11 protein-coding genes are annotated in these 14,107 nt (G+C 57.6%); 4 read left to right on the forward strand and 7 right to left on the reverse strand.

The genetic code is table 11. The features are described from left to right. Positions 1–100: 100 nt before the first annotated feature. On the forward strand, positions 101–1,528 hold the full coding sequence (locus KZH41_RS19580; protein ID WP_094951475.1) for a PLP-dependent aminotransferase family protein: 1,428 nt from the start codon (positions 101–103) through the stop codon (positions 1,526–1,528). 64 nt (positions 1,529–1,592) lie between these two features. Here the strand turns inward: KZH41_RS19580 and KZH41_RS19585 are convergent, their stop codons facing one another. The 7 genes from KZH41_RS19585 to KZH41_RS19610 all read right to left on the reverse strand — a co-directional run bounded on the left by KZH41_RS19585 (position 1,593) and on the right by KZH41_RS19610 (position 9,186). Next, the gene (locus tag KZH41_RS19585) at positions 1,593–2,081 is read right to left on the reverse strand and encodes a GNAT family N-acetyltransferase (protein WP_094951474.1); all 489 of its coding nucleotides are present in this window, start codon (positions 2,079–2,081) and stop codon (positions 1,593–1,595) included. Further along, positions 2,078–2,386 (reverse strand): 2Fe-2S iron-sulfur cluster-binding protein, encoded by a 309-nt coding sequence (locus KZH41_RS30525; protein ID WP_094951473.1) that lies wholly within the window; start codon positions 2,384–2,386, stop codon positions 2,078–2,080. Before KZH41_RS30525 ends, KZH41_RS19585 begins: the two co-directional genes overlap by 4 nt. Next, a complete protein-coding gene (locus tag KZH41_RS19590) occupies positions 2,343–3,290 on the reverse strand; it encodes a diiron oxygenase (RefSeq protein WP_176462950.1) in 948 nt (315 codons plus the stop codon). The genes KZH41_RS30525 and KZH41_RS19590 overlap by 44 nt, the downstream gene beginning before the upstream one ends. Beyond that, the gene (locus KZH41_RS19595) at positions 3,277–4,050 is read right to left on the reverse strand and encodes a 2OG-Fe dioxygenase family protein (protein WP_242150791.1); all 774 of its coding nucleotides are present in this window, start codon (positions 4,048–4,050) and stop codon (positions 3,277–3,279) included. Before KZH41_RS19595 ends, KZH41_RS19590 begins: the two co-directional genes overlap by 14 nt. A 13-nt stretch (positions 4,051–4,063) precedes the next feature. Next, positions 4,064–4,699 carry a LysE family translocator gene (locus KZH41_RS19600; protein ID WP_242150794.1) on the reverse strand — a complete coding sequence of 212 codons (636 nt, stop codon included), beginning with the start codon at positions 4,697–4,699 and terminating at the stop codon, positions 4,064–4,066. A 1,573-nt stretch (positions 4,700–6,272) separates the two neighbouring features. After that, the gene (locus KZH41_RS19605) at positions 6,273–7,556 is read right to left on the reverse strand and encodes a Zn-dependent hydrolase (protein ID WP_242150797.1); all 1,284 of its coding nucleotides are present in this window, start codon (positions 7,554–7,556) and stop codon (positions 6,273–6,275) included. 142 nt (positions 7,557–7,698) lie between these two features. Beyond that, on the reverse strand, positions 7,699–9,186 hold the full coding sequence (locus tag KZH41_RS19610; RefSeq protein ID WP_242150800.1) for an NCS1 family nucleobase:cation symporter-1: 1,488 nt from the start codon (positions 9,184–9,186) through the stop codon (positions 7,699–7,701). A 590-nt stretch (positions 9,187–9,776) separates the two neighbouring features. Between KZH41_RS19610 and hydA the strand changes: the two genes are divergently transcribed. From hydA to preA, 3 genes are all read left to right on the forward strand, one after another. Continuing rightward, positions 9,777–11,216: a dihydropyrimidinase gene (gene hydA / locus KZH41_RS19615; RefSeq protein ID WP_094953583.1), complete on the forward strand. Its 1,440-nt coding sequence runs from the start codon at positions 9,777–9,779 to the stop codon at positions 11,214–11,216. Between the two features lie 164 nt (positions 11,217–11,380). Further along, positions 11,381–12,748, forward strand: coding sequence for an NAD(P)-dependent oxidoreductase (locus KZH41_RS19620; protein ID WP_094953589.1), 1,368 nt, complete (start codon positions 11,381–11,383; stop codon positions 12,746–12,748). Continuing rightward, on the forward strand, positions 12,748–14,022 hold the full coding sequence (gene preA, locus KZH41_RS19625; RefSeq protein WP_094953584.1) for an NAD-dependent dihydropyrimidine dehydrogenase subunit PreA: 1,275 nt from the start codon (positions 12,748–12,750) through the stop codon (positions 14,020–14,022). Before KZH41_RS19620 ends, preA begins: the two co-directional genes overlap by 1 nt. Positions 14,023–14,107: the final 85 nt, after the last annotated feature.

Here is a 14,107-nt window from a genome sequence, read left to right on the forward strand (position 1 = left end):
AACCACAGGCACTTCACTGCTGCTGCGGCCCTTGCCACAGACAGTGCCGCGGAGGACTATGCGCCCATGGCAAGGGTAGCGAAGCAGCGGCGAGGGATCAGTGGCAAAGTATTCAGATTTGGCCCATTTACTGCGTAGCAGAATTGAAATGGGCATGTACCAGGAAGGGCAGCGACTCCCTTCCGTGCGCATATTAAGCGCAGAACACGGGGTCAGCCTGGGCACGGTCCAACAGGCATACCGACTCCTGGAGGAGGAAGGGCTGGCGTCACCAGCCCCCAAATCCGGGCATTTCGTCACCCGCAAACAGCACGTCTATCTATTGCCCACGATGCGTGCTTCCGAAAGAACACCCCTGGATATATTGGAATGGGATGAAATCTACAAGGTGACGGCCAACACCCCTGACGAAGGGGTCCTGCAATTGGGCAGAGGCATGCCAAGCGTTGACACACCGACACTCAAACCCTTGATGAAAAGCCTGAGCCACGAAGCGAAGCGTTGGCAAAAAGACGGGCTCAACTATGAAAACATCAAGGGCAACTTGGAGTTAAGAACACAGATCAGCCGGTTGATCATTGATTCCGGCTGTCTTATCGGCCCCGACGAGATCATCATTACCACCGGTTGCCAGGAAGCACTCATGTGCTCCATACGCTCTATTTGCAGCCAAGGCGATATCGTCGTCGTGGAGTCGCCCAGTTTTCACGGCGCGATCCAGACACTCAAGGTGTGCGGTATAAAAGTCATCGAGGTGCCTAGCCATCCATTGACGGGCATTGACCTGGAGTCGCTGGAACTTATCGCCGAGCAATGGCCTATTCGGGCGGTACTGGTCAACCCCAATTGCAATAACCCGCTGGGTTATGTAATGCCCAATGAGCGCAAGGAAACCCTGGTAAAGCTGTCCAAAACCTTCGGCTTTTTTATCATCGAAGATGATACCTATGGCGACCTGACGTTCTCGTATCCGCGCCCGCAAACCATCAAGTCCCTGGACACTGAAGGCAAGGTCATTCTGTGCGGGTCTTTTTCAAAAACACTGGCGCCCGGCTTGCGGGTCGGCTGGGTGGTGCCAGGCAAATTCTACGACAAGGTGCTGCACACCAAATACATCAGCTCCGGTGCTACCGCGACGGCCAATCAAAGGGCAATTGCCGAGTTCATGAGCAAAGGGCTCTATCAGATCCACCTTCGACGTATGCGCACCAATTACAAAGCCAACAGGGAGTTGATGACGAACTGGATCTCCAAGTATTTCAACTCCAGCATTCGCGTCAGCCGGCCGCAAGGCGGCTATTTCTTATGGATTGAATTGCCGGACGGGGTGTCGGCTTATGAACTCAGCGATCGCTTGATGAAGCACAACGTGCAGATTGCTACCGGCAAAATATTTTCTTCGTCGGGTAAATATGAAAACTGCATTCGTATCAATTACGGCGGCCTGCTGAATGAGCGTGCAGAGCACGCGATAAAAACGATGGGGCAGCTCGTATCCGACTTGAACGTCTCGCATATGCTGCGTTAGCCTGCACGTAACAAACAGGCCCTCAAGGGCCTGTCTGTTTCAGCTCATGGCTGGGTAAAGCCTTTCACTGCTCAGAGAACTTAATCGAATAAAGGCGCTCAGGGCCTGGGCCAGGCTGGTCTTCGCCCCTGACCCAACCGGTCGACTCATACAGTTGAACGGCCTCTTTATACAGCGCTCGAGTTTTCAGGAACACCTCCTTAACGCCCATGGATTTTGCGGCAGCGACGGCGGTGTTGAGCATGGCCACACCGGCACCAAACCGACGATAGTTTTTGTCCAGGTAAAACTTGGTGAGTTTGACCCTGCCCTCCCCGCACGCAGTCAAAATGGCCGACCCCACGGGGATGCCATCAAACACCGTGACCAGCTCCACAACATTCTCCTTGGGCACGCCAAAGCACATGATGTCGCGGTCGTCATCGTCGGGATCGGCCGCGATGCCGTATTCGACAAATGTCTTGAACACCATTTTCCTGATCGCCACCGCATCGTCTATCGTCGCTTTACGAATGATGAAGTTATCGCGCCGCAAATAAACCGTCTCACTCATGTGTACCAAGCCTCAACTTCGATGTTCGAAAGCGGAACCAACACACAAGGCAAAATCGCATTGCCGCCTCGCTCTTTTTCCGTGAGCGCCAGCATGGGGGTCAACTCACTGTATTCACCGGATATCAACCTCACCTGGCAAGAACCGCATCGCCCTTGGCGGCAGCGTGTGCGCACAAGGCCCATCCGCTCACAGGCATTGACCAGGGAAAATACCGCGCTGGCGATGGGCTCGTGCCGGGTCGCGCACGTGAGCATAAAACTATCTGCTTTCATAGCCGGCCCACTCCCATTCAAGGTTTTCATACAGTTTCATCAGGCCGCGATTATTGTTTGTAAACTCAACGGCCCTTTGCAGCTCAACCGAATTATTGATGATCGCTGTGCGCACATCCGCCAGTGAAGGACGATCCAACTGGTCAATCACCGTGATCCACGCGTTAAGGTCGGCGCGGAAAAAATTCTTCGCGACCAACTCAACGGTGTCCTTAAATACCTTCTGGCCTTCGCTGGAAAGCGCCCAATAGATATCCCGGGCCAATACCGCGAACTGCGAGCCGTGGTTCCACTCATCTTTGGCATGGGCATTCACTGCCGCCAGAAACATTGGCTGAATGGACGAAGCATTGGCCAGCAGGTCCAGGTAGTCGGTGATGTGGTTTTCGGTACAGCACGCCGTCGCGATGCGCGCGACTCGGCGCTTCCATTCGCAATCAAGGCCATTGATATACGTACTCATAACACTGACAAGATGAAAGTCCGTGGGGAACAACGGCAGCTGTCTATTCGCCCGCACAGCGTCGCAGGTGAGTACCGCCAACAGGGTATGGTAGCCCTCGTCGGTCATCGCTTCAGCCATCGAACGGGCCATCTCGGGGCCGACACTGTTGTCCTGTCGCGACCTGATCACCTCGATGCACGCCGGCGTGACCAAGTCGGTTTCAATGAAAATCGTGTTGCTTTGGTAGATGATCCAACCCGCCGACAACAAATCGCTTTGATCCTGGGGCTCCAATACTCGCCACTCGTCGAATATCGAAAAGGGCACCATCTCCGGGATAAAGTCCGGGACATGCATATTGAATGAGCACGCTGAAACTTCATTGAACCGCATGACCTCGGCTTCGAACGGCCAACGAGTGCTTATACTTTCAATCATTTCTTTTGAGTAATTGCGTTCTTCGATATTCACAGAACTATGACGCAACATGCTCGCCCCCTTGCGCGGTGAATTCCAGAAACAACATATCCCTCGACGCGGTGCAATCGTCTGACGCATTCATTTGACTGACACTGTGATACACCTTGGAATCATCGAATATCACCAGGTCGCCGTAACCCGTCAGGGTGAAACGCTCGAGCACGTTCTTATCGTTGTCATAAATGAAATTTTCGGCACCGACGCAGTTTTCAGTCCGGTTGATACAAAACAGGCTAGAAAATGTCACGCCATCTTTATGAATACCTTCGGGTGTCGGAAAACCCGCAACGCCTCGGGACGACGTGATTCTGACTTGGTGCACGTACACTTGCCAAACCGCCACATCCCTGTAACGGGTAAAGATGGCGACATAATCCCGGATCATGCGTTTTATGAACGGATGCGTGGCGATGTACGGCGTGATCGGTTCGAAATGCCGATCGACGCCACCATTCAGGGCATTATTATACGTATCCTGAAAAAAAGGTTTATGCGGCAATATACCGATCTCATCACTCTGGACATTGTAACGAAGCTCGGTAAAACGCCGCCGCCGATACTTGCCACCGTCCGCCATAAATTCATCCGGTGGCAGGCCATCCCAGGTGTCAAGGAACGCTCTCCAATCATCAGACCGATGCGCCAGTGTGATGAAGTAGTTGAAATAGTTACCCACCCAATAGCCGGCGTGCTTGAGTTGCAGTTCAATCACGTCGCAGGTGCTGTGCATCCCCAACAGTGAACCTGCTGCCGAGTTTTCATACCTCATATGTACCTATCCTTCAATGGATGATTGAGAGCCCTAATGCCGCACCAAAAAACACGAAGAATACAGCCACTACTTTCGATCCGATTCTACTGGCGGAAGGCGATGTTAATTTCGAAGCGATGCGAATCGCGACAACGGCGTAACACGACAATATGGAAAACTTTATCAAAGCACTGAGCACAACGAGAAACGCAAAGAACTGTAAATCCGGAGCGCCACTTTTTTCGAATTGCGGTAATAACGCAGTAAAATAAACCAGCGCCTTGGGATTACTGATCCCGATCAAAAAAGATTGCACCCACTGCCGTGTCAATGACGGCAACTTGGCGGTGGGCACGTCGGTACTTGCAGCCGGCGCGGCAGACCTGCTTTTCTTGAACGCACCGACCCCCAGATAAATAAGGTAGGCCGCACCCGCAAACTTCAAACCATTAAACATGGCGGGATGATTGGCAAAAAACGTGGCAATTCCGAATGACGAGATCAACCCCATTATCAAAATGGCGAACACATCACCGGTGAGCACGCCAATCGCTTTTAACGGCCCATATTTTATTGAATTATTAACCAGGAATACCGTGGAGGGTCCCGGCGAGCCTGCCTGAACCATAGTAATTAGGATGAACGACAACCACGCATAAACAGTCATAAGTTAACTCTGGTTTGATTTTCTTAATGAATGAAGTTGCCGGCGCATGGCCTCGACTATCTCGCTTACTCAATCCATGGGCTATTCTTGGCTGTAGCGAGCGAACAATTAAGATTCAGAACACCTAATTCTTTAGTGCACAGTTGCGCTTCAGGCCATCTGTATGGTGTTTTTTTGTGAATCTGTACCAGGGTGGGTCGATGAGGTCTGGGGGCGGCAGCGCGGGGGGCTTTTCTGGCCTAATCGGGAGCAAGGCTTGCCCCCGAAAGCGCCACCCTATGTCCGTGAGAACGTCCGGGTGATGGCTCCACTGGCTTTTGAGGTCGAAGGTCCAACGCAGTGTGGGGATGGGGGGTTGTCGGATGGTGGAGGGAGGTGGATCAGGTAGTCGATGGTTGCGGCGAGGCACGGACGCAACAACGGCGTTGAGCTGTAGGGACCCATCGCAGCATAGGTATCTACACATCTTTTTATGGGTTGAATTCTTTTGTGGTCGCGGGGGCGCTGGGTACATATCCGTTGCTGCGGTAACGGCTTCGTAGGGTTCCGCTCTTACAGCGGGTCACTTTTGGAAAAGAGCCCCAAAGTAACCAAAGGGCTCTTGCCCCACCACTCGGCACCTCGCTTAGGCTCGGTGTGCCCTCACTCCGGCTTTGGGCGGGGGCCGCCGCCATGGGCCATCCTTGGCCCATCGCGGCTAAACCGGCGTCCTGCCGGTTTACCCCGCTCAAAAGCCTGCGTTCGGCCAGCGTGGTTTAACGGGGCGCCTAAGATCAAGATCAAAAGCACGGCGGCCTGGTAGCCGACCTGAGTGGTTAGATCAAAAGCAAAACCGAGGCGGCCTGACAGCCGACCTGATATTTGAAACTGAACTCAATCTAATGTGGGAGCTGGCTTGCCTGCGATGGCATCGGCTGGTTATGCCTGACACACCGAGGTGCTTGCATCGCAGGCAAGCCAGCTCCCCACAGAAAAGCAGAGCATTGCAGTGCTGGCAGCTAAACTCGGTCAAAATTGTGGGAGCGGGCTTGCTCGCGAAGGCGGTGGGTCAGTCAGCTCATGTGTAACTGACCCACCGCCTTCGCGAGCAAAGCCCGCCCCACAGTTGGATCTCGGTACATCAGACAGAGAGTGTGCTGCTGTGCTTTTGCCCTGCTTTTGCTTCAACCACTCAGGTCGGCTACTAGGCCGCCGTGCTCTTGCTTTTGATCTTGATCTTGATCTTAGGCGCCCCGTTAAACCACGATGGCCGAACGCAGGCTTGAATCCGTGGGTAACCCGGCAGGACGCCGGTTAGCCGCGATGGGCCAAGGATGGCCCATGGCGGCGGCCCACGGATTCAAGCCGGAGTGAGGGCACACCGAGCCTAAGCGAGGTGCCGAGTGGTGGGGCAAGAGCCCTTTGGTTACTTTTGGGCTCTTTTCCAAAAGTGACCCGCCGTAAGGGCGGAACCCTACGAAGCCGTTACCGCAGCAACGGATATGTACTCATATCTACCTAAAAAACCCGTCAAAAACTTAGCGCAACACAAACAGATTATCGTCCCCACTGCGCGTGGGAACGATCTCGCGTTTCAGGCAGCGAGTTTGCCGCTGGCAATCGCAGCCGAAGCGGCCACCATCGCCCGCAACAACACCGCACACCCGGCGGCCAGGTCATCCGGTGCGGCGTTCTCGATTTCGTTATGGCTGATACCTCCCTCACACGGCACAAAAATCATCCCCGCCGGGCCGAGTTCGGCAACGAAAATCGCGTCGTGCCCTGCCCCGCTGACGATGTCCATGTTCGACAAGCCCAACCCATTCGCCGCATCCCGCACAGCGTCCACGCAGCCTTTGTCAAAATACAGCGGCGGGAAGTCGGCGGTGGGCTCCATTTCAAAACTCAAACCGTGTTTAGCGCAGGTCTCGTCGATCACTTTACGCACCTGGGCAATCATCGAATCCAAGCGCGCCGGTTCCAGGTGACGCAAGTCCAGAGTCATGCGCACTTCACCGGGGATGACGTTGCGCGAGCCGGGGTAGGCCTGCAAGCAACCGACAGTGCCACACGCATGCGGCTGATGCCCCAACGCGGCCGCATTCACCGCCGCCACCACTGCTGCGGCGCCTACCAGGGCGTCCTTGCGCAAGTGCATCGGCGTCGGCCCCGCATGGGCTTCAACGCCACGCAGTTTTAGGTCAAACCACTTCTGCCCAAGGGCGCCCAGCACCACACCGATGGTTTTTTTCTCGTCCTCAAGAATCGGCCCTTGTTCGATGTGCGCTTCGAAGTAAGCCCCGACTTTATGCCCACTCACAGGACGTGTGCCCGCATAGCCGATCGCATTCAATGCATCGCCTACACTGACGCCGTCCACGTCCACCTTGGCCAAGGTGTCCGCCAAGGTAAATTTCTCGGCAAACACGCCTGAGCCCATCATGCACGGCGGGAAGCGCGAGCCTTCTTCGTTGGTCCATACCACCACTTCCAGCGGTGCTTCGGTTTCGATCTTAAGGTCATTGAGCGTGCGCAACACTTCCACACCCGCCAGTACGCCGAAGCAGCCGTCGAACTTGCCGCCGGTGGGTTGGGTGTCAATATGGCTGCCGGTCATCACCGGCGGCAGGTTGGGATTACGGCCTGGGCGACGCGCGAAGATATTGCCGATGCCGTCGATGGTCACGGTGCAGCCGGCGTCCTCGCACCACTTCACAAACAGGTCACGGGCTTTGCGGTCGAGGTCGGTGAGGGCCAGGCGGCACACACCACCTTTGGGCGTGGCGCCGAGTTTGGCCAGGTCCATCAGGGACTGCCACAAGCGGTCGCGGTTGATGTGCTGATGGGTGGATTGCAGAACGTCCAGGGCAGCGTTCATGGGGATCTCCTCAGGCTACGTTTCTTATGAATTGACTCGCTCAACGGTGGGAGCTGGCTTGCCTGCAATGCGGGCGGCTCGGTATTTCTGCCGAACCGAGGTGATGCCATCGCAGGCAAGCCAGCTCCCACATTGACCGTATTTACAAAGGTGATTTGGCGGTGACTGGGCTGACGCCGCGCTTGGCATTCAGGCCGTAATACAACACGCCACCCAACGCCGAACCGGTGAACCAACCGTAGCTGTAGAACCAGCTGAACGCATCACTGCCCAGTGACAACAAGGTCAGCACCACCGGCACGCCGAAGGCGACAAAGCCGCTCCAGTTCCACGCCGGGTACACGTCATCACGGTACAAACCGCCCAGGTCCAACTGCTGTTTGCGGGTGATGAAGTAGTCCACCACCATGATCCCGGCAATCGGCCCCAGCAGGCTTGAATAGCCCAGCAACCAATTCGAATACACGGTCTCCAGGCTCACGTCCGAGACGATCAGCCCGAGTTTTTTCAGCAGTTCATGGCTCATCAGCGCCAGCCCAACCAGGCCGGTGAGGATCACCGCAGTGGTGCGGTTGATCAGCTTGGGCGCAATGTTCTGGAAGTCATTGGTGGGCGAGACGATGTTGGCGGCGGTGTTGGTGGACAAGGTGGCGATGATGATCAGCAGCATGGCGATGGCGACCCACACCGGGCTCTGGATATGCCCGATCAAGGTCACCGGGTCGGAGACGCTGACGCCCACCAGTTTCACCGACGCGGCGGTCATGATCACGCCGAGGGCGGCGAACAGGAACATGGTCAACGGCAGGCCGAAAATCTGCCCGAGAATCTGGTCCTTCTGGCTTTTGGCGTAACGACTAAAATCGGGAATGTTCAGCGACAAGGTCGCCCAAAACCCCACCATCGCGGTCAACCCCGCCATGAAGTACCCGGTGAGGCTCGCACCTTCGGGCCGCTTGGGTGGAATCGCCATCAGCTCGCTGAGCGATACATTCGGCATTGCCCACACCAACAGGCCAATCCCCACCGCCACCAGCAAGGGCGCGGACAAGGTTTCCAGGCGCTTGATCGACTCGGCGCCGCGCAGCACCACCCACAAATTCAGGCACCAGAAAATCATGAAACCGATCACTTCACCGGTGCCGCCGAGGGATTTCCAACCGTCGAAAATCGAGCCCAGGAACAGGTGAATTGCCAGCCCACCAAACATCGTCTGGATACCAAACCAGCCGCACGCCACCAGCGCGCGAATCAGGCACGGCACGTTGGAACCGAGGATGCCAAACGACGAACGCAACAGTACCGGAAACGGAATGCCGTACTTGGTGCCAGGGAACGCGTTAAGCGTCAGCGGGATCAGCACCACGATATTGGCCAGCAAAATCGCCATCAGCGCCTCGCCCACCGACAAGCCGAAGTACGCGGTCAGCACCCCGCCGAGCGTGTAGGTGGGCACGCAGATCGACATGCCGACCCACAGCGCGGTGATGTGCCACTTGTTCCAGGTGCGTTCGTGCACCTTGGTCGGTGCCATGTCGTGGTTATAGCGAGGGCTGTCGAGGACGTCGGGGCCGGCGTCGAGTTCGTACAGGCCGTTACGCTCAATGACTTGCGATCTGTTCTGTTGCATGGCCGCTCCACGGTTTTTTCGAATTATTTTTGCTCATCCCACGCGTTGCGCAGAATGGCCGGAGTACCTCGTAAACAACATGACATCACGGGCCCGGCCAGCCGCCACTGCACTCAATAACCGTGCCGACCACCCACCTTGAACCCGCACCGCATCTATAACTCGCTGATGTTTATCAGCTTTGCGATTGAGCCTTCGGTACTTGGCGCGTTACTCAGGCTAAATAACGCGCAAGTTCCCGAACCGTCAGGACTCAATCTGGTGCAACACAATTATTTTTATTTACCGGCCCCGTCAAGAGGCATGTCTCAAGCGTCTGATTTGCAATAAGAAATGTTGCTCAAAACCAGAACCTGTCAAGTGCGTCAAAATGGTGAGCGGTCGCTACATTTTGGTGATTTACAGTTTTTATTGTTTTAAATCATAAAGTTAAATACGTTATAAGCTTAATAAAAATCTTCTTGCTCATTCGAAAAACTCGGGCTAGTTTCTATTCCTGTCACCGATGACAGGTTTTAACCAACTATCGGCAAGCAGCATTACAACACTTAGAACTGGCACAAGCCGGTCAAGCCTGTGAGGAACTCGACATGTCGCTGTTGATCCGTGGCGCCACCGTTATTACCCATGATGAAAGTTACCGCGCCGATGTTTTATGCGCAGGCGGTCTAATTCGCGCTATTGGCACGGATCTGGATATTCCCGCCGGCACTGAAGTACTCGACGGCAGCGGCCAATACTTGATGCCCGGCGGCATCGACCCCCACACCCATATGCAACTGCCCTTCATGGGCACCGTGGCCAGTGAAGACTTTTTCAGTGGCACGGCCGCGGGCCTGGCGGGCGGCACCACCTCGATCATCGATTTCGTGATTCCCAACCCGCAGCAGTCGTTGATGGAAGCCTTTCACCAGTGGCGCGGCTGGGCGCAAAAGTCCGCCTCCGACTACGGTTTTCATGTGGCGATCACCTGGTGGAGCGAGCAAGTGCGCGAGGAAATGGCCGAGTTGGTCAGCCACCACGGCATCAACAGCTTCAAGCATTTCATGGCCTACAAGAATGCGATCATGGCCGCCGATGACACGCTGGTCGCCAGCTTCGAGCGCTGCCTGGAACTCGGCGCGGTGCCCACCGTGCACGCAGAAAACGGCGAGTTGGTGTATCACCTGCAACGCAAGCTGATGGCCCAGGGCATCACCGGGCCGGAAGCGCACCCGCTGTCACGCCCCTCCCAGGTGGAAGGCGAAGCGGCCAGCCGCGCGATTCGCATCGCCGAGACCATCGGCACGCCGCTCTACCTGGTGCACGTGTCCACCAAGGAAGCGCTGGATGAGATCACCTACGCCCGTGGCAAGGGCCAGCCGGTGTACGGTGAAGTGCTCGCCGGCCACTTGCTGCTTGACGACAGCGTTTACCAACACCCCGACTGGCAAACCGCCGCCGGCTACGTGATGAGCCCGCCGTTCCGCCCACGCGGGCACCAGGAAGCACTGTGGCACGGGCTGCAATCGGGCAACCTGCACACCACCGCCACCGACCATTGCTGCTTCTGCGCTGAGCAAAAAGCCGCCGGCCGTGACGATTTCAGCAAGATCCCCAACGGCACCGCCGGCATTGAAGACCGCATGGCGCTGCTGTGGGACGAAGGCGTCAACACCGGGCGCCTGTCGATGCAGGAATTCGTCGCGCTGACCTCCACCAACACCGCGAAGATCTTCAACCTTTACCCGCGTAAAGGTGCGATCCGCGTAGGCGCGGACGCGGATCTGGTGCTGTGGGACCCCGCCGGTACGCGCACGATTTCGGCCAAGACCCACCATCAAAAAGTCGACTTCAACATCTTCGAAGGCAAGACCGTGCGCGGCGTGCCGAGCCACACCATCAGCCAGGGCAAACTGGTCTGGGCCGATGGCGACCTGCGCGCCGAACGTGGGGCCGGGCGGTATGTAGAACGCCCGGCGTACCCGTCGGTGTTTGAGCAGTTGAGCAAGCGGGCGGAGCATTCCAGGCCCACTGCTGTAAAGCGCTGAACATACAGCGCACATGATCGTTCCCACGCTCTGCGTGGGAATGCAGCCGGGGGTGCTCCGCGCCCTGAGAGCGGACGCAGAGCGTCCGGTGAGGCATTCCCACGCAGAGCATGGGAACGATCGCCCATCAGAGGCAGCACCTCAATAACCGTGAGGCCAAAACCGTGATCCAGACCCTGACCCACCTCCCCCATCCCCAAGAAGATGGGCCGACACTCGCCAGCCATTTCACCGACCTGGCGCCGCCGCTCAACGCCCGCCAGGCGCAATTGGAGGCCTCGCGCTGCCTGTACTGCTACGACGCGCCGTGCGTGACTGCATGCCCCAGCGAGATTGATATCCCCTCGTTCATCCGCAATATCCACACCGAAAACGTGCAAGGTGCGGCGCAGAAGATTCTCTCGGCCAACATCCTCGGCGGCAGCTGCGCGCGGGTTTGCCCCACCGAAATCCTGTGCCAGCAAGCCTGCGTGCGTAACAACGCCGAAGAATGCGCGCCGGTGCTGATCGGCCTGTTGCAACGCTACGCCATCGACAACGCGCACTTCAGCGAGCACCCGTTCCAGCGCGCAGCGCCGACTGGCAAGCGCATCGCCGTGGTCGGCGCCGGGCCGGCAGGCTTGGCCTGTGCACATCGCGCCGCCTTGCACGGCCATGACGTGGTGATGTTCGAAGCACGGGAAAAGGCCGGCGGCCTGAATGAATACGGGATCGCTAAGTACAAACTGGTGGATGACTTTGCCCAGAAGGAGCTGGATTTCCTCCTGCAGATCGGCGGCATTGAAATCCGCCACGGCCAGCGCCTGGGTGACAACCTAACCTTGAGCGAACTGCACCAGCAATTCGACTCCGTGTTCCTCGGCGTCGGCCTGGCCGCGAGCAAACAGCTTGGCCTGCCCTTTGAGGACGCCCCCGGTCTGCTCGCCGCCACCGACTACATCCGCGAACTGCGCCAGGCCGATGACCTCACGCAACTGCCGCTGGCCGACCGTTGCATTGTGCTCGGCGCCGGCAACACCGCCATCGACATGGCCGTGCAAATGGCCCGCCTCGGCGCCCGCGATGTGAACCTGGTGTATCGCCGCGGCTTGGCCGACATGGGCGCCACCGGGCATGAGCAGGACATTGCCAAGGCCAACCAGGTGCGCCTGCTGACTTGGGCACAACCCGAAGAAGTGTTGCTGGATGATCTAGGCCGCGTGCGCGGCATGCGCTTCGCCCGTACGCGCATGGAAAATGGTCGCCTGCACCCCACTGGCGAGACCTTCGAACTGGCCGCCGATGCGATCTTCAAGGCCATCGGCCAAGGTTTCGATAACGAGGCCTTGCATGACCCGCTGGCCCAGCAACTGCACCGCGTGGGCGAACGCATCTTTGTCGACGAACACCTGCAAACCAGCATCCCAGGCGTCTATGCCGGCGGCGATTGCGTCAGCCTCGGCCAGGACCTCACCGTGCAGGCGGTGCAACACGGCAAGCTGGCAGCTGAAGCCATGCACGCCCAACTCATGCTGAATGTGGAGGCTGCGTAATGGCCGATCTCTCGATTGTATTCGCCGGCATCAAAGCACCCAATCCGTTCTGGCTGGCCTCGGCGCCGCCTACCGACAAGGCCTACAACGTAGTCCGCGCCTTCGAGGCCGGCTGGGGCGGCGTGGTGTGGAAAACCCTCGGTGAAGACCCGGCAGCGGTCAACGTGTCGTCACGCTACTCGGCGCACTACGGCGCCAACCGCGAAGTGCTGGGCATCAACAATATCGAGCTGATCACTGACCGCTCCCTGGAGATCAACCTGCGGGAAATCACCCAGGTGAAAAAGGATTGGCCGGACCGCGCGCTGATTGTGTCGCTGATGGTGCCGTGCGTTGAAGAGTCGTGGAAAAACATCTTGCCGCTGGTGGAAGCCACCGGCTGCGACGGCATCGAACTGAATTTCGGCTGCCCCCACGGCATGCCGGAGCGCGGCATGGGCGCGGCCGTCGGCCAGGTGCCGGAGTACGTGGAACAGGTGACGCGCTGGTGCAAGACCTATTGCTCGTTGCCGGTGATCGTCAAGCTCACGCCAAACATCACTGACATCCGCGTGGCGGCACGTGCGGCGTATCGCGGCGGTGCGGATGCGGTGTCGCTGATCAACACCATCAATTCGATCACCAGCGTGGACTTGGAGCGCATGGTCGCCCTGCCGGTGGTCGGCACCCAAAGTACCCATGGCGGGTATTGCGGCTCGGCGGTCAAGCCGATTGCCCTGAACATGGTCGCGGAAATCGCCCGCGACCCGCAGACCCAAGGCCTGCCGATCTGCGGGATTGGCGGCATCGGCAACTGGCGCGACGCGGCGGAATTCGTCGCACTGGGTTGCGGCGCGGTGCAGGTGTGCACGGCGGCCATGTTGCATGGGTTTCGGATTGTGGAAGAGATGAAGGATGGGCTGTCGCGGTGGATGGACAGCCAAGGCTACAAAAGCTTGCAGGAGTTTTCCGGCCGCGCGGTAGGCAACACGACCGATTGGAAGTACCTGGATATCAACTATCAGGTGATCGCCAAGATCGATCAGGAGGCCTGTATTGGCTGTGGGCGTTGCCATATTGCCTGTGAGGACACCTCGCACCAGGCCATCTCGAGTTTGAAACAGGCAGACGGCACGCACAAATACGAGGTGATTGACGATGAGTGCGTGGGCTGCAATTTGTGCCAGATCACCTGCCCGGTGGCCGATTGCATCGAGATGGTGCCGGTGGAGACGGGCAAGCCGTTTTTGAATTGGACACAGGATCCGCGTAATCCGTATCGGGAGGCTGTGTAGTCCTTTAGACCGCTATCGCAGCGATGCGGCGGCCCGGCAAGCCAGCGCCCACACTTGGAATGCATTCCCCTGTGGGAGCTGGCTT

Source organism: Pseudomonas sp. YeP6b (assembly GCF_025642995.1).
Classification (GTDB): Bacteria; Pseudomonadota; Gammaproteobacteria; order Pseudomonadales; family Pseudomonadaceae; genus Aquipseudomonas.